Genomic DNA, 18,723 nt, shown 5'->3' on the forward strand with positions numbered 1-18,723 from the left:
TCCATGACACATAACGTGTCATGGATTATTTTTGTAAGGGTTCCTGATAGATGCCATCATGCCGCTTAACAGGATCTATTTCGCCCGTTCGGTGGTTGTACCAAACATTGGTATCAGATTTCTCATCGCGGTCTGGTTCATAATCCAGTGCGCTCAAAATAAACATAAGTGCATCCCATGCAAGAACGCATAACCCGATGGAGAGCGAGACTAACAGAGCCAAAGTGCTTCGGATAAATTTCATGGCGGACTAATCCTTGGCAGCACGTTTAAATATGCAAGTGATTTCCGCACTGCCTTCTGTGCAGTTAACCAGTTCCCAGCCTTTCTTACCTAGATCATTCATAGCTGATGTCAACGCTGTATCATTACCCATTAAAGGATATGTTTTTACAAGGTAACTCCAGGATGACGCTGAATAGGCAAAAGATGAGAAAGATGCCAGAAGCATCAGGACTGCAAATGGCTTGGCGATAGCATTGTTGAACATTTTCCTCTCCTTAGAAAAAGTGAGAAACATATAGTCCAATTATACGCCTATAAATACCTTAAAAGAAGCGAATTAGAGGGCGTTTGTGAGGTTCATCAGGTAACGAAATAGTTACTGATCAAGGTATGGTTTAAGAGCACCCCATATCATATGTAAATCAATGGATGCTTCTTCTGCCACTTTAAGAAAGCGCAATCTTTCTTCTATATGTTTGTAGGATTCCCAGAGCTTCCATATCTTCATTTCTGTTGCTTCATCACAAGCTGGTGGCCTTCCCGTGCCAACCCCACGAATACTCAAAGCGCTACGACGACGTGAAAAATCAGCGGCGTGTGTCCCGAACAGTCGTTGCATGAGAGCTAGTGGAGCGCCCATAAATAGATACTTATCCTCAAGCTCTTTTTCAGACCTCAGTGTTTGTAATTCAGAGAGTTGGCGCTCTAATGCGCTGGTATCAACTTCAATGATAAGAAACCGATGAGCACGATGTATAAGTGATTGCTGTTCTGCCAAGTTAAGCTTTGACATCACATCAATGACCTCGTCCGGCAACTTGCTAGATTTGAAATGCATAGAATGCAAAGTACCCGATGATGAAACCAATTTTTTGGCCGCAGCTTGCGCCATTTTGTTTTCAAAATTCGACATCGTATATGACTCCTTCGGTCCTTGAAAAATCAGAACACATTTACACCAGTGACATATTTAGCGTATCGGTATAAAGCGATTGACGCGCTTAAAAACTTTTCAAAACCGAAAGAAAATTACGCAATAGGGTTTAGTGTTGTAGTTGAATTCGTGGAAATGTGAACGTCGTCACGTTCGCAAATCAACTGCCTAACGGATTTAAAAAATATCCGCATTATTGGAGCGGTAATAAAAAGTTAATTTCTAGTCCGAAAGGTAATTAGTCTTTGGAGATTGAGCGTTGGAGTCAGAATAGCTATTTAAATTCCATGACTAAGATTACCTTCCATGCTCAAGCTCATTTGGTTTGTTCAGATCGTTTTTTTTCTTGTAAGTATGTTGCTGACCGGCTTGTTTGCAATGTCTCTTTCAGGGGGAGATTTTGATGGCTTGATTCAAGCACATGAAGACCAACAATCAATTTTTATGGCAGCTTTATTTGTTCTTATTGGCTGCTGTATTGATATAGGAAAATACCTATTTTGGGCAAAGCGTCATATTAGCCGTTTTTTCACATTGCTTAGCGTCGTGCTGATGGCATTTTCCTGGGCAGCTAGTTGCGCCTTTTTCATTTCGTCTGAAATGCGTTTGCTCAAAGACGCACAATATGGTTCACCTGAATATATTGCGCTCCAGCAGGAAATCAGCGCCATTCAAAGAAGCATTGATATTGAAGAGCGCCTGTTAGATAAACGACTTGGTAGTAGCTACCACAAGCAGTGGGAGCAAGCCCAAGCAAGCGCGATGAAGATAGCCAGTTTACAGGTTGATCTCAGAGAAAAGAGAGCTACATTGCCACTGGTTGGCTCAACTGCTGCGGAGAGTGAAATAGAAACCACCAGACTGTTTGCCTCCGTTAGTGGGGCGCTTAATGTCAGTTTGGATACAGTAAGAACATTCGGCTATGCAGTTCTGGCACTTCTGTTGGAAGTCAGTACTTTGGGTATGATCAGCTTAGCTAGAGCGGAAAAGACAGGAGGAGGCATCTCAGTAGATAAACCGACTGAGCCTGATTCAAAATCGGATGACACTCTGCTTGTTAATGAAGAATATAGGCAGAAGCTGGCAATACTTACGTCCGACATTTTGAGCGGTAAGATTCCGCCCGTATTGCGCACCATCAAGAGCGCCAGTTATGGGCTCAATCTGGATCAAATTCGGACAGTGCTGAGTGACCTCCATTCTGCCGGGATTCTGGATACGGATAAACGCAACAGCTACAAACTATCAGAAAGGGTCTCTTGCCAGCCCGTTATCAGTTCAACCAAATAAGCACCAACTGAATTGTCTGGGTTTTACCTACAACTCCTGCATTAGCTGGATATAGTTTCCGCAAGTGTCATCGAGCATGGCTATCTTCACGGTGCCAGCTTCCGTAGGTGCCATTGAAAATTCTACCCCTAAGTCTAATAGTCGTTGATATTCCTTATCTACATTGTCAACAGCAAAGGATGTATACGGAATGCCGGCTTCCTTGAGTGCTTTTTGGTAGGTTTTGGCAGGCTCAAACCCCATTGGCTCTAATAAAAGCTCAACGCCGGATTGCTCTTCAGGAGATACTACGGTCAACCATTTGTGCTCACCCAGAGGCACATCCTTTTTCTTGATGAAGCCCAAAATGCGCGTATAGAAATCTAAGGCTTTGTCTTGATTATCTACAGGAACACTTGTGACGTATATTTTGGCCATATTATCGACTCTTAGTTGAATCCAGGAAGCACCTAGAATAGCCGGTATTAGGTCGTATTACTTATTCTCGATTGCTGTTCTGGAGGTGCTGATAGGCTTTTGGAGTGTGGCCTGTACACTTTTTGAACACACTAGAGGAGGTTGGCATGCTCTGATATCCGATTTCGGAGCAGACACGAGTAATCGGCAATCCGGCTTTGATAAGCTCTTTGGCCTTAGAGATGCGCAAATCTCTTAAATAGACACGGGGCGTTAAGCCGTACATACGCTGGAAGACTCTCACATAGTGAAACCGCGACATATACGCCTGCTTCGCTAGATCATCTAACTCGATCCTATCCGAATAGAATTCCTCCATCAGCGCTTTTGATCGTCTAACACGGGCATACTGTTCCGGGCGGAACAACGGCTCACTGTGGTAGATGCGATCAAGCTCTGTCTCAAAATAGGTTCTTTGGCTTTGTGGCATGTTTCGAGCCTGGTAGCAGCTAGAGCAAAGTAACGATTTCCGATCCCTACGGGGGCAGTTACTTAGTGTACCTTGAGATTACTTGCAGATGTATCCCAGTTGCATCCCAAGCATATTTACTGCTGGAAACTGGTAAAAAGATCTTTTGGGTTTAACGAAGGGGGAGATGGTACCAGAGGTCGGACTCGAACCGACACGCCCGCGAGGGCAAGGGATTTTGAATCCCTCATGTCTACCAATTTCATCACTCTGGCATTGCTTGCAAGTCTACTAATTTGTGGCTGGGATGCAAAATCGCTTGCTTATTTTGAATTTTCCGTCGTCTGACAATCCGGTCTTCGATCGAGACAGCTTGACCCTCTGGTTGTCAATGAAACCACTCATGTTGTTCAAAGTTATTTACTTCACTGGCAACCGCCATATCGTTTACCAAAGAGGCCTGGGAATTCTATAAAAAGGAGCTCGTTGATCATCTTGGAGCGCAGTTCAATGAATTGTTGTTTATGGATGGCCATGACTACAACCTACTTGTTGGCCCCGGCCAACCCCCAACAGATTTTCAAGCCAAGAATAGTGAACTCGGCTACGCATTTTGGGGAGCCGCTGTTGCTGCTTTAATTTCCGATAACAATCAACTGGACCCTCGGTATGCGAAAGAAGATGGGCCGTTCTTTAAGCTTCACGAAACTCTGCATCTCAAAACAATGATCGAGCTTTTCAAGCAACAGCCCTATCTTGATTTCGATCTGTGTCTACAACAGTGCCTGGAACTTGAAGATCCGTTAGATAATCTCATTCAGGACCTCGATACAATGCTTCCGTCCAGAAGATAGAAGGCTACGGCTTGTATAGCGTTGAAGCTCCTCGCAGCGCTGCAAGCAATAAGGTTTCATTCCCTATACCAGATTGAAGCCGTAGTTGCTGAAGGAACAAAGCACAAAGCCTGAAGGAATCACCTATACCCGCTGGTAGTGAAAACAATGCTCCGTGGCCAGCAGAGGCCTTGATATAGATCCCGCCTGGCTGGCGTTCAAGCTCAATCCCTTTCCCCGGTCTCTTGAAATGTATTCTGGGTATGTAACCCATAAATAATCCGCACAGCACCGGCAGCTCCTGATCTGACAGCTGGATCACAATTTTACGAGACCAATTCACATCTGCGCCTTCCCTTGGGGCGACCTCCAGATTGACAGTAGGGACCGGTGCCTGGCGATCTTTATTGATCACGGTCGCCTCAGCGGTGATGGCCGCGCTTTTCCCGAAACACCTAACTTTTGCTTGCTGTGAAAGAGGGTGGTCTTGCATATCAGCTCTCCTGCTCAAGATATAGGTGAATACCTAAAGCTCGGATGTAGGGTTCCCGGTCAATCTTTGAATCCGCTCGGGTTAGAGCTGCTTCATCATCCGTTCTCGGTCCAGGATCATCGCGCCAAACCAACTTTGGCAGCTTATCTCCGGGCATAACTACGATCCCGGAGATTGAAAGGGGTTTTCGCTTCCGTTCACCATCTTCGTTCCAAACGATATTGGCCCTAAGTTGATTGGGAAGTTTGTATAGCCTGGTCATCTGGGTACCTGGAGCCAAATTGCCAAGAATTCCCAACACAGCTTCCCGATCGCTACCCGACAGCCGCTGGTGGGCCATCTTTTCCGCACCTTCCATTGTGATCGGTTCGCTCTTGGTGTGCGTCCTCGCCCAAGTCCAGCTGAGCGATTCTAGGGAAGAGGGCATTACCCGGATGAGTTTGTAGCACTTCAACAGATCCAGGCGACCTATACGAGCAGTCCGCATCGCCTCCCGGAGTTCATCACCTCGACCATCATGCCCGAGCTGCTGGTCGGCAAGAGAGAAGAGGGTGGAGTTTGTTTTGTCATCTCCTCGAATAGCGTCCACCGCCTTCTTGAAAGCCACCTTAGCCTCATTCAAGGAATCGACCGCCTGAACTACTTCATCGTTTCCACAGATAAGACCAGCCCCGAGCAGCTCATCGCCATCTTCTAAGTGCCAGATCTCCGTCAACGATCGAACAACAGCATCTACCTCACCGGCTTCTTCTCCGGAGAAGGTAGGCAAAAATCGAGGCATATCCGATTGATTGCGAATCGCGATACTCAGTGCCGAATTGGCTGCGGCCAGTGCCTCGTAGGCATCGAGCAAATCTTTCACTAATGTGGCCATTGCGCCCTCCTTGTCAGATGTAGAGATATTATAACATCCCCGTCGGTATATGCCAGACCTACTAGCCACCCCCCTGCCATCCTGATAGTCCGCCCTGATTTACCCTTAAGTAACCTTGCATATCCTTCGGTATCCTTGGCAGCGCGAGCCCTCCGGGCACACGCCGCATAAGGTAATCAGAAGAGGGGAGGATGCTTTTTCGGAGTGCGGAGGTGGGGGTGGGGTTTTCGTCCCGATATAGACGGGGATGTTATAATATGTGTATGTAATTCGCCGGAGCCCTGGATTCAACCTAGACGGGGATGTTATAGAATATGTACTCTCGTTTGCCCACGGCCCCCACAACCCCAGGCCAATTTGCAGAAATTGAGGCTCAGCGCTAGAATATGCTCATCGTTTGAAGGAGTTCCTATGGCTCGTCACGCTTTTACATCTGAATACCTCGCCTCCCAGGTGGCCGGTTCGTGCCGCATTGAGGGTATTCGCGTGTCTGCCCGCCAAGAACAAACCATCTGCGATGTCATCGACGGCAAGGCCGACTCCAAAGCTATGCGCCGTAAGCTGGTTGCCCAGTTCCAAGCCAACAACAAAGCTATGGTTGCAGTTGGCTAACTCCGTAGTACCCTGATCCTATGGATCAATACTCTCAATACGACCTCCGCGAAGACGACCCCTATCTCATTGAGGGATCTGACTGCCTGCAAAACCTGCTGGGGTTCACCGATACCAAATCTCTGAATCACGCCGAAGAGCAGCTGACCCAGCTCACCATGGCCGAGCTCGTTGCCGACCCGGTACCGGCCACCTTCGACCTCAAGCACCTGCAAGCCATCCACTTTCGGATCTTCGAGGACGTGTACCCCTTTGCCGGGCAATGCCGCCAAACTGAAATCCTCAAAGGAGGAAAGCTATTCCTCCCGCACAATATGATTGAGCAAGTCTCAACAGAAGTATTTACAGAGCTACACAGCGAGAATCTGCTTCAGGGCCTGGCACCGGCTGAGTTCGGAAAAAGGGCGGGTTACTACCTGGGTAAAATCAACATGATCCACCCTTTTCGGGAGGGTAATGGTCGGACGCAGCGTGTTCTTGTCGATCAGCTCGCTTCACTTAACAATTTCGCGCTTGAGTGGGCTGCAATTTCAGGTGAAGGCATGGCGAGAGCCTGCCGGGAAGCCAGAACGACCGATCCGGACGGTACCGCTCTGCAACGCTTACTCTCTCTTCACACTGTTCTTCCCAGCAGCCGATAACCGGCGAATTAGCTCTTTTCCTCGTTAAACATCCACGGCAGGGCGTCCATATAGCCGTCCTCAACAGCGGACAGTCTCACCTCTTCGGCAAACAGCCTCTCCGTGTGCTGGAAACCCACCTTAATGCACTCTGCCTTTACTTCCATGGGAAGGACAGGGTTGGATTTCATCTCGACAGCCAAGGTGTATCGATGATCTATACGACTGGCCAGGTTCCTTAACTTGTCAGCCACGACTTCACGCCAACCCTTTGCTGGACCGTTCTGCCTTACACGATAGCTCCAATGACGTTGAATAGGCGTATGCTTCATGCAAATCCCTCTATTATGCGATCGCTCTCATTCGATGTGAGAACCTTTCCAGTTCAACAATCCATTCTTCTTGTTCGGCCTGGGAGCCGAGCAGCAAATAATCAGCCCATACATCATCTTCCAACCATTTTGGCCGCACATTCAATGCTCGATGCGTTTCATAAACACACCAGGCTTCAGATCCAACGAGCTCCCTGAAGAGGCGTTTGTTCCCGTGAACCGATGGCCCATCATATGTCTCAATAAGTATCGATGGATCGTGGTGACAGTCACAGAGGCAAATCACATAGGCTTCGCAACAATCGCCTTCTTTACCTTTATTCCGCCCGTTAGGGTGATGAATTCTTAAACAGTGACTTGAAACAATACCCAAATGGTTGCATGCAAAACAACCCAAACTGGCAACCTGAGAGTGCCAGGCCTTATCGCTCGCTGATCTTCCGTGGCCGGTTAACCCCCGAGATTTCGCTTTAGGCTTGCTCCCCGAAGCACTTTGGCCACAACTTCTGATTGGCGTTTTCCGCTTAAGGCTCGTCTTTGATTTCAGCGCCGTCTTTGTTTTTAGCGGTGTTTTCCGCTTTAAAGGTGTGCGTTTCATAATACCTCCTCTATAAAACCAACATACAGAGGATTTCAGATATGCAAGCGCAGCCTTACTTATGAATTTGCGAGTTGTATAATGCGAAATCCATAGTAATTTGGTTAAAACAGCGGAATACAGGCGACAAGGAAATGATGAAACTAACCACCAGGGCCCTTGGTGAGATAGAAGGACATCAAGTGGTAGCTTGGCGTGTTGGAACAAAGCGCCGAGGACTACTGCATATTTCAGATATCAGTAGCCAGGACGCGACAGCCTCAGCAGAAATTGTAGCGATAAGACATTTACTGTTCACTGACAAAGTATTTATGCGCGATATTCATAGCGGGGAAGGCCTGGCATTGGAAGTTTCCACACCGGTCATAAAGAAGGTTGCCAGAGGTAAAACGTCAAAGGCTCACCTATCCACGCTTGCTAGATTTTTCACCACAAACCTCCAAGGGGTAACTCTGGGTACTACGAGCCCAAAGGATGAGCACCTACCTAACATTGGGGATGAAGTGCCTTGTGTCTACCTGTCCAGCAGCGAATCCCCCCAGTATGATGTTTTTGACACACCTGCGATGGGCAAGCTCAGATTGACACAACACGTCCTCGACCAATTTATAGAGCGTCTTCATAGCGGGGAAGCAAAAAAGCCACTGACCTCATTGATCAGTCGTTTAAAACACGAAGAGATCAAACGTCTTCCACTTCCAGACAAAGTTGCTCTTCACAAAATCAAGAAATACGGAACGATCGACAACCTGGAAATCTGGGGGCATGACACCAGCCAGATGCATTTCACGGTTGTAAGAGATCCCAGAACTGCAATTGGTACTGTCGTGACAATCTACCGGCGGCACCCTGAACATCAGTAAATAGCCCCTTTACGGTGCCATCTCCAGGCCAACGAATTAACACTTGTCATTTATGATTGGATCTGCTTTACGCAGGGAGCGCTTGTGTTACCATTAAATTTACTTCTGCTTCGGCAGAGTAATAGGTAGCTGGCCTCAATCAGCAATTATCTATCCGATCCAGGATACAACCCCATGGGGAGCAAAACTCCTCTGGGGGGTTTGCTCCCTTCTTTTTTTATAGGAGCAAACTATGAATAACCTTCCTTTACAACTTATCTCTGAGGAAATAATCCTCGATAAGTACGCAAAAAACCAAGAGCGATCGCTCGACGGTACCCAAGCCACTGATCAGATCCGCAAGCGAGTCTCCAAGGGACTCTCCAGCTGCGAGGAAGATCAAAAGCACTGGGAAAAAGCCTTTTATGATGCCCAGGTTGAAAATGGCGTAATCATGGCAGGCCGAGTCAATTCAGCAGCGGGTACCGACATCGATGCTACGCTGATCAATTGCTTTGTACAGCCAGTTGCTGACACCGCTAGTGGTTATGTTGGTAAGCGCACAGGAATTTACCTCGCGCTTCAACAAGCTGCTGAAACAATGCGACGTGGTGGTGGCGAAGGTTTTAACTTTAGCTACATCCGCCCTGATGGCGCGAAGGTGAAAGGCACAGGGTCAAAGGCCTCTGGTCCTATCAGCTTCATGCAGGTCTTCAATTCCTCTTGCGTTACCGTGGAATCTGCCGGAGCCCGGCGCGGTGCCATGATGGGCATACTCAATGTTAATCACCCAAACATTCGCGAGTTCATTGCGATTAAGGAGACCAAAGGTACTCTTGATCAATTTAACCTCAGTGTCGGTGTTTACCATGAGTTCATGGAAGCTTTGCTGAATGATGAGACCTACGAGCTCGTTCATACAGCAGAACCAAATGACCAACTCATCGAGCAAGGCGCATTTCAGCGTGAAGATGGCTTGTGGGTATACGAGACAGTAAGAGCCCAGGAAATTTGGGATCTAATCATGGCTCATACTTACGGTCATGCCGATCCAGGCGTTGTGTTTCTCGATCGCGTTAACGAGGAAAACAATCTTTGGTATTGCGAACTCATCGATGCCTGTAATCCATGCGGCGAGCAATATCTGCCGGATTATGGCTGCTGCTGTTTGGCTGCGATGAATTTAACAGCGTTTGTGATTGATCCATTCGTTCAAGACACTCCCGAGAGTAAATTTCATTGGGATCGTTTTGTACGGGGAATACATACAGCTGTTCGTATGCTCGATAATGTTCTTACCGTGACCTACTGGCCACTTGAGGAACAGAAAAACGAAGCAGAATCGAAGCGCCGGGTAGGTTTAGGTTTTACCGGACTTGGTAGCATGCTGGCTCTTCTTGGGCTGCGCTATGATAGCCAAGAAGGTCGAGATTTCGCTTCAAAGGTATCTGAAGTGTTGCGCGATGAAGCCTATCGTGCATCGATAGAACTTGCCAAAGAAAAGGGGGCTTTCCCTCTTTTTGACAAAGAGAAATATCTCGAGTCCAAGTTCATTCAGCGCCTGCCAAAAGATATTCAGGAAGGGATTGCCACTCACGGCATTCGTAATTCCCACCTGTTGTCTATAGCCCCAACCGGCACTATCAGCTTGGCATTTGCCGACAATGCGAGTGGAGGCCTTGAGCCTGCATTCAGTTGGACATACACACGCCATGTTCGGGCAGAGGATGACTCCAAGAATTCGTATGAAGTCATGGATCATGCTTACCGCCTTTACAAGGAAAATGGGGGCGACCCTAACTCCTTGCCTGATAGTTTCGTCAGCGCTATGGAAATATCACCTGAAGATCACCTGCTAATGGTCGCTGCCATTGCTCCGATGATCGATAGTGCCATTTCCAAGACCATCAACGTGCCTGAAGATTATCCTGTGGACCAGTTCCAGGATATTTATCTGAAAGCCTACGAGCTTGGTCTTAAAGGCGTGACAACTTATCGGCCAAACAGCATTACCGGAGCCGTTCTTGAAGTTGAACCGTCAACACCTGCTGACTTGGACACGTCGGCTGATCGCAAGATCAAGCTGGATAAGGTACCAGAGCCTGCATTAAACAGCTTGCGCTGGCCAAAACGTCCCAAATGTCCTGATGGCAACGACTCAAAGACCTACCTGGTAGATCACCCTGAGTCGCCCTTCGCTGTGTTCATTGGGGATATCGTTAACGGCGGCAACAAATCTGAACCTTTCGAGGTTTGGGTTACCGGGGAAGAACAACCCCGCTGTGTTGCAGCTTTGGCCAAGGTGCTATCAACAGATCTGCGTTCTTACGACCGAGGATGGCTGAATGCCAAACTGGACTCTCTTGCCAAGACGGGCGGGATTCCATTTGAAATGAAGCTACCCGGCCAGTCAGATCCGACCATAGTGCCTTCTGATGTTGCTGCTTTGGCGATGCTAATCAAGCATCGTTGTACTGAGCTTGGGGTGTTGGAAGATGTAAACGACACACCACTGCTCGATGCCTTGATCAGTAAGAAAGAGCCCAAAAGTGGTACTGACGGAACCCTTAGCTGGACCGTGGATATCAATAATCCCTCTACCGGAGACGATTTCGTAATGTTTCTGAAGGAGCTGGTTATGCCTGATGGTACCCACCGACCATATAGCCTGTGGTTTAGCGGAAACTATCCAAAATCAATGGACGGTTTGGCTAAAGCCCTAAGTTTGGATCTGAGAGTACTTGATCCCGGCTGGGCTGCTAAGAAACTGCGGAGCATAAGCAATCTTCCAGAGCCTCAAGGTGATTTCCTTGCCAGGATTCCGGGGGAGCAGAAGCAGGCTAACCAGCCTTCGACTGTAGCCTATGTTGCTCGTTTGATACTTCATCGGTTCCACATGCTTGGCCTGTTAGACCGAAATGGATACCCAGTTAATGAAATGGGTATTTTCAAAAAGGAAGAGCAGGTAACTGGAAATAAAGCAGGTCTTAAACTCATGCCCGGCAAAAATTGCCAGGCTTGCGGTGTGAATGCAGTCATCAAAAAAGATGGTTGTGATTTTTGCACTGCTTGCGGTGAGGTAGGATCTTGCGGATAAAATCAATCAACTTTGGGGGCCTCGTGCCCCCCTTTTTTTAGGGCATAACAATGAGCGCTGATCACGATACGGTTTTAGAAGAAGATACTGGTCACAGCATTCCTTTTGATGACGAAAGCGTTATTTGGGAAGGCGGGCCTTCCCAGGTAGTTAACCTATGGAAATATATCGGATGCATCGGGACAATTTTTTTCACCGCCTATTGTTTATGGGCTTGGCATTCCGAACTTTATATTGGCTATGAAAACCTCACACCCATTATTAATACCATCTGCCAGATCATGATCATCATCCCAGCTCTGCTTGCAGTCTATTTTTTCTTGGAAGTGAAGTATGAGCATACTGTGATTTCGCGCAATAAGATCCTTGAGCAGAAGGGGATCACACGGCTATTCAGACAAGAGCGATATTGTGAGCTGAGCGATATTAGCGATATTGAAAGCCCACCCCCAGGTATTCTGCTTGGTTTATTCGGTCTGTCCGATGTAGTGATAGAAACACACGACGATGACCAACCGATAATAACTATCAGGGCGATTAGACATCGCGACGAACTCATTCACTCCCTTTTACCTCTTTGGAGAAAAATTAAACTTGAGAGAAAAGGCTTCTTTTCAGATAGGTGACCAATGAATACGCTCAACAGGAAAGTCATATTCATCAACAAACACCAGGCCGAAATACTTGAGCCACCAGATAATGCTGTGATCATTTCGATAAACGATTCCAGGGAGACAGAATCGGACTTAAAGGACGGATGGAGTAGGGTGCTAAGGTATTACTTTATCGATGGCACCTATAATGAAGACAGCCTACGATTTGCTGGTATCAACTATAAGTACATTTATTCGGCTTATTTTGATGCTGATACCGCTCATACAATGCGTTCAGATATTGCTGAGTGCATTGACAAAGGCACTTCAATTTTTGTCATTCACTGCCATGCAGGTCGCTCGCGTTCCGCTGCGATCGCGAAGTACATTCACGAGACATACGGCTATGCTGTTGGAAACGATGTTTCTCAGCTGGAATCACTGGTTAGCTTCGACTCTCAATTATTTGACCAGGCAAACCCTCTAGTTTACAAGCTGCTACAGCAACCGGATTACTACGCTCCGGTTTTGTTCGACATCGAAACAACTAAATTGAACTCCTCTGAAGATCAACCAAAGGGGCTGATTCATAGATTAATCTCGATCCTTACAGGTAATAAATAACTAGGCTGACATCAGAACCAAATAACACCGAAAAGGTGACAATCCTAGAGCGATGATCGCAGGGTTAGGTGGGATAATCCAAGCCAATATTTCTTGGTTATATGAGATCTCCCTATGTTCACCGGCCTATTCATCGATGCATTTATTGTCACTCCCTATGTTGAACAGACCAAATCTGAACTGGTCTGGAATATTGCCAATGGGGCGGGTGCTAACGCCTCTCCAAATGTTCTATCAGAACTGAGCTTCAAGGATGTAAAGTCAATTGGATATGGATTGAAGCTTGCCCATCTGAACGCCATTTCAGAAAACTTCGCTTTCTACATAGAGGGTGAATATGCTGATTCATCTATTCGCTCTGGTACTGTTCAAGATTCTGACTACAGCCAGGACAACCGTGCTGGTGAGTTTTCCCGGTCAATCTCCGAGGTAGAAGATGACTCCCTAAGCGGCTGGAGCCTTGCGGCTGGAGTAAAAACCCGTTGGTTTGGGGCTCGAGGGCATTACTTAACCACCCTGATTGGGCACCAGCGCCAGAATGTCGATTACACCATGACTGATGGCGTACAAGTTATCCCGGAATCTTTAGCTGGCCAACCCCTAACGGGTCTTAACTCGACCTACAACTCTGAGTTTGAATCGTGGTACATCAAAGTTGGCACTGAGCACGTTTTCAAGTGGGGAACGATCGGCCTTAGCTACGAGCACCATGATTTGGATTTCTATGCCGAAGCTGACTGGAATCTACGCACTGACTTTGCTCACCCTAAGTCTTTTGTACATGAAGGGGAGGGCACAGGTAAGGCTATAACCATCGCGTACACCTATCCGATCAATTTACAGTGGGATGTCTATCTGACATACACAAAGCGTGAGAACACTGTAGAAGACGGATATGATCAAACTTTCTTTGCCAACGGTAACTCTGCGATTATTAGACTAAACGAGGTGGAGTACGAGGCTGAGCAATTCCAATTGGGCTTCCGTTACATCTTCTAATAAGGGATCAGCATGACACACAAAATCGCATTCAGGCTGTACCTTTTGTTCTTGCGTAATAACTCAATCGCCATTATCTCTACAGTTTGCGCCATTTCAGCCGCAGCTTATAAATATGGCGGTATGGTTTGGTACGGAGCAATAAGCACCGGCGCTGTTATCTCACTGTTATTGCCATTACTTCTCGTTGCCGCCGCAGTTGCCACTCAAAAGCAAGCTACACTTGAAGAGTGGCTCAGCAGATAAGGTCTTCTAAAATGCAATTCAAATCTTTTGCAGCAGGTCTGTTATCTTTGACTTTATTGCCGGGCGTCACCCTGTCTGAAGATCTTAAGGCGGTCGATTCGTGCAAAGATAGAAAGGCTTACATCGAAGCTCTTGCTCTTGAATTGGAGAAATCAGGAAAGGATGTATCAGGAAGTGAAAGCTTAGATGGTGGGAAATATACGCAAGAAATTTCAGCCATAAGGCTCATGAAAATTGAGCCTGAAAAGAGCCCCCGCAGCATTAAGAACAACTGCGGGGATAAATAGAACTTACTGCTGAGATTTTCTCTTTTCGAGCCTTTGCTCCAGCTCATCAAAAGCTTCTTTCATTGCAACATCAGTTGCTTTCGACCGCTGCTGCTTTAGAACCTCATTGAATTGATCATACGGCAGCTTCAGGAGAACAAATGCCTGGTAGTTTCCTTGAATGGCTTTGATTTCCTTTTTCTCTGTTTGGTATCCAACTACAGGCACAGAATCAACGATCTTATCGATCAGTCCCTGATATGAAGTGACGCCCTCAAACTCTCCACCTGTCGCGTAAATTCGCTCACTACCTGATAGCTCCTGGGAATAGAGTTTTGCAAGACCAAACTCAGCCTCCAAAGTCGCCATTTTAAGCGCTGTGTTAAATGAGTCGCTGTTTCCCATACCAACAGCGTACATTCCCTCTTGATCCGATTTAGGTGGATTTACAGCCCAATCAGGAAGATCCTCAATGACTTCCTTGAGCCTGTCATTCTTGGCATCGATTACTTTCTGTTTCTGCTTTTCAGCAGCCACTCGGTCATAACCCTCATTGCTGGCACATGCAATCAGAAATAAAGATACCAGTATCGGGACAATCATCTTGTGCATATCGAACTCCTTGATAGGTGGAATAGTCAGTTATATTTTAGCGCGGCTTATCAGATATACCCCATGTATAAAGTTCAGAACTGGATGCCATGACACATTTCTATTCTGCACCTGAAGGAAGCATGGGTTCATCATCCCAGTGCAACTGCTTCGTTAAATCAGCCATTCCACTGCGCTTAGCTCGAATCTTTTTCGAGTACCTGGTTAACATGGCCATGGTCTTCCACCTGCCACTCAGCATGATTCGTGCAGAGTCGATATTTCGCTCGATCATTTCCTGGGCAGCACCTACGCGGGTGGAGTGTCCAGAGAAAATCGAGGGTTCAAGATCCAACCTCCTGGCTATTCGCTTAAAGCATCGCTGAACGCCACGAGTACTCAGCCTATCTCCCATTTGGTTGTCCGAGTAAATCCCCCGAAAGATCGCCCCTTCGTTATAGTTTGGATTTGAAACCGCTCCCCAGCCCAGTAACAAATTGGTCGTCGTCACCGACAGGTGCAACCATTCGCCTTCACCTTCCTGGTCAGTCTTTGACTGCTCCAGATCGATCAGGCCGGAACCATCGGCTTGCAATTCAAAATGGCTCCAATCAAACCCAACCAGCTCTGATTGTCGGCACAATGTTTCAAACCCGATAAAGAGCAGGGTGATATCTTGGCAATCTCTGGCTACTTCGGGATTGAACAGATCCAGGGCCAACTCCAGATGCTCTACGCGGAGGCCTTCAGCTTGCCGAGTACGTTTACTTAATCGTCGTCGCAGTTTCTGCAACCTGGTCTTTACGCGAAACGACTGCCTGGGGTCATCGAGTTCAAGCATTTCCGCCCACGAAGCCAAGCTGGCCACATGTCGATCTATGGTCCCGCGCTTCCGTCCAAGTGCTTCTAGCTGGATCAGATAAGCTTCAACAGTCCCATCCAGGTAAGGCAAAGGCACCAGCTCTTCACGGTTACAGAATTCCACATAGGCAATCATGTCACTGTAATAGGAGATCTCGGTGTTTTCTGATTTTGCGCCCTGGATTTCCATGGAGCGTTTATCTAGCAGCTGAAAGAGCTCAAATTCAATCCGCCCATCCAGCGCCCCCAATAAGCGATCGCGGTATTTTGCCAGCTTCATATCGTGGCTGACTTTACCGGTAGTAATTGTTTTTTGCTGGATCTGGGCAGTCGGCTTGTAATCGTCTCGTTTAATGACGTTGAGCTGACCTCGCTGTTTCCGCTTTAAGTCAACAGCAGAAGTGGGTTCAATTTCCTGCATACTTTGTCCTTTACTGCCATCCTTCATCGGTTCATTGATCACTGAGGATAAAGTCTCGTTCACACTCATTGCATTGAACGCTGATGCCCAGTTTCCCATAGATCTTTAGGTCACAACCTTCACAGATATATCGGTACCGGGTTTTCGACTTGGCCGCCACCGGCAACGGCAGAAAATCCTCGATCAGCTCGCTCATGATCTGACTGTCATTAAAGCGAACCTCCAGTGCTGCCACCTCGGGTGGAGGGGAGTATTCGGTCGTCAATAGCGTTTCATGATACTGCGCCAGCTCTTTCGCGCCTGGATGGTCTTCTTCAATAATGTCATTGGCCGCCACCACCGTTGGGTGGTAGAGCCGGTCAATGGCCATCCGGTCCACCCAAGGAATATGGTCACCCTTATCTTGCAGTAGCGCATGATAGGCCACATGGAAGGGTCCACCCTCAATCGGGTAATCAGACATCGTTTGGCCAGTGATCGCGCCACCGGGTTCGCCGGTTGTACTGGGCATCAAGCCCACCTCAATCATTTTTCTGGCCCACTCTTTATTGTGGTAGCACTTTCTCGATGGCTTACCGAAGCACTCCTGCCAGTGATGACACATTTCGTGAACCAAGGTTTGGCAGACCTCAATCAGTCGGCTTTTGGCAACAAAAGCAGGGTTGAGCGAGATCTCACCGGCCTTTTCGCCCTGACCATTCATCCACCGGTCCTCGACGTAGTGCCCCATGACACCACCACCTTCACGCTGCACCAACAACATGACCACCGGTAAGCGATCGTCAAAGAGGGCTTTGTTGAAATGATCAAAGAGCGTCTGTAGTGCGCTGAACAGTTGATTAGAGGGTTTCACGTTGATCTGGCCACCATTGGCGATAAATTGCATTCAATCATTATTTGTATTGTACATTACAAAAACAGATTTCCCCATTCCGTCCCTGTCTACATATGTCGTATAAGTAACATTATAGGACATACTGTAATGCCTGCAACATATCCCCAAAAAACTGTAATTGCTGACCTGTTTTCACATCTACATCCTTCAACCGTCCTACCTCTTTAAACAATAAAATCCTGCTAAATGGCCGGTCTCACTAGGCTACAGCACAGATTTCCATCGGTCCAGGGCTCGGGTGACGGATTGACTTTTGCTGTATTTACATTACACTTTACACATTACAGCAAAAGAGCAAGCCCATGGAAAATATTCGACTGACTGAAGAGCGGGTACACGCACTTATCAAGGCCTACGCCGCCGAGAACGCGGGCGAAATCCCCAGCTCCACGCTGATCATTGAGCTCAACGATGGCCATGGCAGCCTTCATTCCGCCAACAAATACCGCAAGACCTATATCAAACAGCACCCAGCAGCCGGGGCTGGTGACCAAGACCCCTTCGCGGGGTTCCCGGCAGCCATAGCAGAAGCCGCAAAAGAAATGCGAGCGACCCTTGAATCTGAAGCTCAGGCCAAGATTGAAGCTGCGCAGGCAGAGGCTGCGGAGAAAATTCAGGTCATGCAGGAGCAGCTGGAGGATGCAAAAGCAGAGCTGCTGTCCCAACTGGAAACGGACAAAACCCTAAGAGCAGATTTGCGCGAAGCCAAAGGGGATAATGCGGCGCTCATCGACGAGAACCAGATTCTGAGAAAGCGACTGGAGGACAGTGCAGAAGCTCTCAACACTTGCAAGGTCGAGCTGGTGGCGCGTCAGGCAGATCTGACCGGCTGCCGGGCACAGATCGAAGATTTAGAAGCGATCAGAGATGAAATCGCCCCCTTGCTGCGCGATCAGCAAAGCCAGCTAACAGCACTGGGGGAACAAAGCAGTACTTTGGCGGACGCAGCGGCAACTCTCCAGAACGGTCAGGAGTCCTCCGTAGAAACGGTGAAGCATCTGATAGAGTCGCTTTCAACTGGGCTTTCACAGGAAATCCTCAGACTTGCCGAACTAACCAATGCTAACCGTGATGCCATCAAGGCGGCAGATCATCATCACCAGCAGTATCAGGTCGAGATTGCCAGGCTGAACCAGACCATAGAAGATCAGCGATTACTTCTGGAGGAGGAACGACAAGCTAACATTGAGCTAGCCCAGGATGCTTTGACTGCCAAAGTTGAAGCCTCGCATGAACTAATGCTGTCTCTTGTTGAGAACGTGGCAAACCTCCACAATACGCTTCCGTCGGAGATAGCAGAGTCTCTGAAAGGCCAGCAAGGAGAGGCGTAAGATCTGATGCCACAGCATGATATTTCCAACCCAATGGTTGAATATTGGCAGTCTGGAGATAAGCCTTGCACCCTTCCTGAAGGGCAAGGTGATGTCAAACGAAAATGGAAGGCTGCCGTCATGATTGAAGATGCGACCTTCCGGGTCCATGAATATGAGCTGAATCCAGGCCAGAAATTGAGGCTTTCCGAGATGCTCTCTGCCATCACCCTGGCGCTGAATGAGCTATCGGATGAAACCACCCAGGACTGTGGCTTTAAAATCTGGTGAGCGGATAAAAT

The 18,723-nt window shown here is 47.7% G+C and carries 25 protein-coding genes and 1 tRNA gene; 13 read left to right on the forward strand and 13 right to left on the reverse strand.

The window, feature by feature from the left end:
- Positions 1 to 25: 25 nt before the first annotated feature.
- The 3 genes from ACGHZ6_RS24460 to ACGHZ6_RS24470 form a co-directional block, all read right to left on the reverse strand.
- The gene (locus ACGHZ6_RS24460; RefSeq protein ID WP_390619332.1) at positions 26 to 244 is read right to left on the reverse strand and encodes a hypothetical protein; all 219 of its coding nucleotides are present in this window, start codon (positions 242 to 244) and stop codon (positions 26 to 28) included.
- Between the two features lie 6 nt (positions 245 to 250).
- Positions 251 to 490, reverse strand: a complete 240-nt coding sequence (locus ACGHZ6_RS24465; RefSeq protein ID WP_390619333.1) for a hypothetical protein — start codon at positions 488 to 490, stop codon at positions 251 to 253.
- A 111-nt stretch (positions 491 to 601) separates the two neighbouring features.
- The gene (locus ACGHZ6_RS24470) at positions 602 to 1,138 is read right to left on the reverse strand and encodes an STY4526/YPO1902 family pathogenicity island replication protein (RefSeq protein WP_390619334.1); all 537 of its coding nucleotides are present in this window, start codon (positions 1,136 to 1,138) and stop codon (positions 602 to 604) included.
- Between the two features lie 327 nt (positions 1,139 to 1,465).
- Between ACGHZ6_RS24470 and ACGHZ6_RS24475 the strand changes: the two genes are divergently transcribed.
- Complete coding sequence (locus ACGHZ6_RS24475) at positions 1,466 to 2,449, forward strand: hypothetical protein (protein ID WP_390619335.1); 984 nt, start codon at positions 1,466 to 1,468, stop codon at positions 2,447 to 2,449.
- 27 nt (positions 2,450 to 2,476) lie between these two features.
- Here the strand turns inward: ACGHZ6_RS24475 and ACGHZ6_RS24480 are convergent, their stop codons facing one another.
- The 3 genes from ACGHZ6_RS24480 to ACGHZ6_RS24490 form a co-directional block, all read right to left on the reverse strand.
- Positions 2,477 to 2,866 (reverse strand): VOC family protein, encoded by a 390-nt coding sequence (locus tag ACGHZ6_RS24480; protein WP_390619336.1) that lies wholly within the window; start codon positions 2,864 to 2,866, stop codon positions 2,477 to 2,479.
- Between the two features lie 61 nt (positions 2,867 to 2,927).
- Entirely contained in the window at positions 2,928 to 3,335 is a 408-nt protein-coding gene (locus tag ACGHZ6_RS24485; RefSeq protein ID WP_390619337.1) for a helix-turn-helix domain-containing protein, read from the reverse strand.
- 167 nt (positions 3,336 to 3,502) lie between these two features.
- A tRNA-Leu gene (locus ACGHZ6_RS24490) sits at positions 3,503 to 3,589 on the reverse strand.
- A 249-nt stretch (positions 3,590 to 3,838) separates the two neighbouring features.
- On the opposite strand from ACGHZ6_RS24490, the gene ACGHZ6_RS24495 reads away from it, so the two are divergent.
- Positions 3,839 to 4,168, forward strand: a complete 330-nt coding sequence (locus tag ACGHZ6_RS24495; protein ID WP_390619338.1) for a hypothetical protein — start codon at positions 3,839 to 3,841, stop codon at positions 4,166 to 4,168.
- A gap of 4 nt (positions 4,169 to 4,172) precedes the next feature.
- Here ACGHZ6_RS24495 and ACGHZ6_RS24500 read toward each other — a convergent pair whose 3' ends face one another.
- Together ACGHZ6_RS24500 and ACGHZ6_RS24505 are read right to left on the reverse strand one after the other, a co-directional pair.
- A complete protein-coding gene (locus ACGHZ6_RS24500; RefSeq protein ID WP_390619339.1) occupies positions 4,173 to 4,640 on the reverse strand; it encodes a hypothetical protein in 468 nt (155 codons plus the stop codon).
- 1 nt (position 4,641) lies between these two features.
- A complete protein-coding gene (locus tag ACGHZ6_RS24505) occupies positions 4,642 to 5,514 on the reverse strand; it encodes a hypothetical protein (protein ID WP_390619340.1) in 873 nt (290 codons plus the stop codon).
- Positions 5,515 to 5,925: 411 nt separating this feature from the next.
- Here ACGHZ6_RS24505 and ACGHZ6_RS24510 point away from each other — a divergent pair, with 411 nt between their 5' ends.
- Both ACGHZ6_RS24510 and ACGHZ6_RS24515 read left to right on the forward strand, forming a co-directional pair.
- A complete protein-coding gene (locus ACGHZ6_RS24510; protein WP_390619341.1) occupies positions 5,926 to 6,126 on the forward strand; it encodes a hypothetical protein in 201 nt (66 codons plus the stop codon).
- A gap of 20 nt (positions 6,127 to 6,146) precedes the next feature.
- Positions 6,147 to 6,767, forward strand: a complete 621-nt coding sequence (locus ACGHZ6_RS24515) for a Fic/DOC family protein (protein WP_390619342.1) — start codon at positions 6,147 to 6,149, stop codon at positions 6,765 to 6,767.
- A gap of 8 nt (positions 6,768 to 6,775) precedes the next feature.
- Here ACGHZ6_RS24515 and ACGHZ6_RS24520 read toward each other — a convergent pair whose 3' ends face one another.
- Positions 6,776 to 7,078 (reverse strand): hypothetical protein, encoded by a 303-nt coding sequence (locus ACGHZ6_RS24520; protein WP_390619343.1) that lies wholly within the window; start codon positions 7,076 to 7,078, stop codon positions 6,776 to 6,778.
- Between the two features lie 13 nt (positions 7,079 to 7,091).
- Positions 7,092 to 7,676 carry a hypothetical protein gene (locus ACGHZ6_RS24525; protein ID WP_390619344.1) on the reverse strand — a complete coding sequence of 195 codons (585 nt, stop codon included), beginning with the start codon at positions 7,674 to 7,676 and terminating at the stop codon, positions 7,092 to 7,094.
- A gap of 134 nt (positions 7,677 to 7,810) precedes the next feature.
- Between ACGHZ6_RS24525 and ACGHZ6_RS24530 the strand changes: the two genes are divergently transcribed.
- From ACGHZ6_RS24530 to ACGHZ6_RS24560, 7 genes are all read left to right on the forward strand, one after another.
- A complete protein-coding gene (locus ACGHZ6_RS24530) occupies positions 7,811 to 8,539 on the forward strand; it encodes a hypothetical protein (RefSeq protein WP_390619345.1) in 729 nt (242 codons plus the stop codon).
- A 232-nt stretch (positions 8,540 to 8,771) separates the two neighbouring features.
- Positions 8,772 to 11,615, forward strand: coding sequence for an adenosylcobalamin-dependent ribonucleoside-diphosphate reductase (locus tag ACGHZ6_RS24535; protein ID WP_390619346.1), 2,844 nt, complete (start codon positions 8,772 to 8,774; stop codon positions 11,613 to 11,615).
- Between the two features lie 50 nt (positions 11,616 to 11,665).
- The gene (locus tag ACGHZ6_RS24540) at positions 11,666 to 12,241 is read left to right on the forward strand and encodes a hypothetical protein (RefSeq protein WP_390619347.1); all 576 of its coding nucleotides are present in this window, start codon (positions 11,666 to 11,668) and stop codon (positions 12,239 to 12,241) included.
- A gap of 3 nt (positions 12,242 to 12,244) precedes the next feature.
- The gene (locus ACGHZ6_RS24545) at positions 12,245 to 12,832 is read left to right on the forward strand and encodes a hypothetical protein (protein ID WP_390619348.1); all 588 of its coding nucleotides are present in this window, start codon (positions 12,245 to 12,247) and stop codon (positions 12,830 to 12,832) included.
- Positions 12,833 to 12,946: 114 nt separating this feature from the next.
- Positions 12,947 to 13,831, forward strand: coding sequence for a hypothetical protein (locus tag ACGHZ6_RS24550; protein ID WP_390619349.1), 885 nt, complete (start codon positions 12,947 to 12,949; stop codon positions 13,829 to 13,831).
- Between the two features lie 12 nt (positions 13,832 to 13,843).
- Entirely contained in the window at positions 13,844 to 14,077 is a 234-nt protein-coding gene (locus tag ACGHZ6_RS24555; RefSeq protein WP_390619350.1) for a hypothetical protein, read from the forward strand.
- Between the two features lie 11 nt (positions 14,078 to 14,088).
- A complete protein-coding gene (locus tag ACGHZ6_RS24560) occupies positions 14,089 to 14,364 on the forward strand; it encodes a hypothetical protein (protein ID WP_390619351.1) in 276 nt (91 codons plus the stop codon).
- A 3-nt stretch (positions 14,365 to 14,367) separates the two neighbouring features.
- Here ACGHZ6_RS24560 and ACGHZ6_RS24565 read toward each other — a convergent pair whose 3' ends face one another.
- From ACGHZ6_RS24565 to ACGHZ6_RS24575, 3 genes are all read right to left on the reverse strand, one after another.
- Positions 14,368 to 14,955: a hypothetical protein gene (locus ACGHZ6_RS24565; protein WP_390619352.1), complete on the reverse strand. Its 588-nt coding sequence runs from the start codon at positions 14,953 to 14,955 to the stop codon at positions 14,368 to 14,370.
- 100 nt (positions 14,956 to 15,055) lie between these two features.
- Entirely contained in the window at positions 15,056 to 16,279 is a 1,224-nt protein-coding gene (locus ACGHZ6_RS24570) for a tyrosine-type recombinase/integrase (RefSeq protein ID WP_390619353.1), read from the reverse strand.
- On the reverse strand, positions 16,248 to 17,069 hold the full coding sequence (locus ACGHZ6_RS24575) for a SprT-like domain-containing protein (RefSeq protein WP_390619354.1): 822 nt from the start codon (positions 17,067 to 17,069) through the stop codon (positions 16,248 to 16,250). Before ACGHZ6_RS24575 ends, ACGHZ6_RS24570 begins: the two co-directional genes overlap by 32 nt.
- A gap of 344 nt (positions 17,070 to 17,413) precedes the next feature.
- On the opposite strand from ACGHZ6_RS24575, the gene ACGHZ6_RS24580 reads away from it, so the two are divergent.
- Both ACGHZ6_RS24580 and ACGHZ6_RS24585 read left to right on the forward strand, forming a co-directional pair.
- A complete protein-coding gene (locus ACGHZ6_RS24580; RefSeq protein WP_390619355.1) occupies positions 17,414 to 18,442 on the forward strand; it encodes a DNA-binding protein in 1,029 nt (342 codons plus the stop codon).
- Between the two features lie 6 nt (positions 18,443 to 18,448).
- Positions 18,449 to 18,712 carry a hypothetical protein gene (locus ACGHZ6_RS24585; protein WP_390619356.1) on the forward strand — a complete coding sequence of 88 codons (264 nt, stop codon included), beginning with the start codon at positions 18,449 to 18,451 and terminating at the stop codon, positions 18,710 to 18,712.
- The last annotated feature ends 11 nt before the right edge of the window (positions 18,713 to 18,723 follow it).

The sequence above is a fragment of the Maricurvus nonylphenolicus genome, from assembly GCF_042854845.1.
GTDB lineage: Bacteria > Pseudomonadota > Gammaproteobacteria > Pseudomonadales > Cellvibrionaceae > Maricurvus > Maricurvus nonylphenolicus.

Coding starts and splice junctions, on each gene's coding strand:
- ACGHZ6_RS24545 (WP_390619348.1), top strand. CDS start 12,245: ATGAATACGCTCAACAGGAAAGTCATATTCATCAACAAACACCAGGCC.
- ACGHZ6_RS24460 (WP_390619332.1), bottom strand. CDS start 244: ATGAAATTTATCCGAAGCACTTTGGCTCTGTTAGTCTCGCTCTCCATC.
- ACGHZ6_RS24535 (WP_390619346.1), top strand. CDS start 8,772: ATGAATAACCTTCCTTTACAACTTATCTCTGAGGAAATAATCCTCGAT.
- ACGHZ6_RS24555 (WP_390619350.1), top strand. CDS start 13,844: ATGACACACAAAATCGCATTCAGGCTGTACCTTTTGTTCTTGCGTAAT.
- ACGHZ6_RS24510 (WP_390619341.1), top strand. CDS start 5,926: ATGGCTCGTCACGCTTTTACATCTGAATACCTCGCCTCCCAGGTGGCC.
- ACGHZ6_RS24505 (WP_390619340.1), bottom strand. CDS start 5,514: ATGGCCACATTAGTGAAAGATTTGCTCGATGCCTACGAGGCACTGGCC.
- ACGHZ6_RS24580 (WP_390619355.1), top strand. CDS start 17,414: ATGGAAAATATTCGACTGACTGAAGAGCGGGTACACGCACTTATCAAG.
- ACGHZ6_RS24470 (WP_390619334.1), bottom strand. CDS start 1,138: ATGTCGAATTTTGAAAACAAAATGGCGCAAGCTGCGGCCAAAAAATTG.
- ACGHZ6_RS24585 (WP_390619356.1), top strand. CDS start 18,449: ATGCCACAGCATGATATTTCCAACCCAATGGTTGAATATTGGCAGTCT.
- ACGHZ6_RS24540 (WP_390619347.1), top strand. CDS start 11,666: ATGAGCGCTGATCACGATACGGTTTTAGAAGAAGATACTGGTCACAGC.
- ACGHZ6_RS24500 (WP_390619339.1), bottom strand. CDS start 4,640: ATGCAAGACCACCCTCTTTCACAGCAAGCAAAAGTTAGGTGTTTCGGG.
- ACGHZ6_RS24480 (WP_390619336.1), bottom strand. CDS start 2,866: ATGGCCAAAATATACGTCACAAGTGTTCCTGTAGATAATCAAGACAAA.
- ACGHZ6_RS24525 (WP_390619344.1), bottom strand. CDS start 7,676: ATGAAACGCACACCTTTAAAGCGGAAAACACCGCTAAAAACAAAGACG.
- ACGHZ6_RS24530 (WP_390619345.1), top strand. CDS start 7,811: ATGATGAAACTAACCACCAGGGCCCTTGGTGAGATAGAAGGACATCAA.
- ACGHZ6_RS24465 (WP_390619333.1), bottom strand. CDS start 490: ATGTTCAACAATGCTATCGCCAAGCCATTTGCAGTCCTGATGCTTCTG.
- ACGHZ6_RS24485 (WP_390619337.1), bottom strand. CDS start 3,335: ATGCCACAAAGCCAAAGAACCTATTTTGAGACAGAGCTTGATCGCATC.
- ACGHZ6_RS24495 (WP_390619338.1), top strand. CDS start 3,839: ATGGATGGCCATGACTACAACCTACTTGTTGGCCCCGGCCAACCCCCA.
- ACGHZ6_RS24475 (WP_390619335.1), top strand. CDS start 1,466: ATGCTCAAGCTCATTTGGTTTGTTCAGATCGTTTTTTTTCTTGTAAGT.
- ACGHZ6_RS24550 (WP_390619349.1), top strand. CDS start 12,947: ATGTTCACCGGCCTATTCATCGATGCATTTATTGTCACTCCCTATGTT.
- ACGHZ6_RS24560 (WP_390619351.1), top strand. CDS start 14,089: ATGCAATTCAAATCTTTTGCAGCAGGTCTGTTATCTTTGACTTTATTG.
- ACGHZ6_RS24565 (WP_390619352.1), bottom strand. CDS start 14,955: ATGCACAAGATGATTGTCCCGATACTGGTATCTTTATTTCTGATTGCA.
- ACGHZ6_RS24515 (WP_390619342.1), top strand. CDS start 6,147: ATGGATCAATACTCTCAATACGACCTCCGCGAAGACGACCCCTATCTC.
- ACGHZ6_RS24520 (WP_390619343.1), bottom strand. CDS start 7,078: ATGAAGCATACGCCTATTCAACGTCATTGGAGCTATCGTGTAAGGCAG.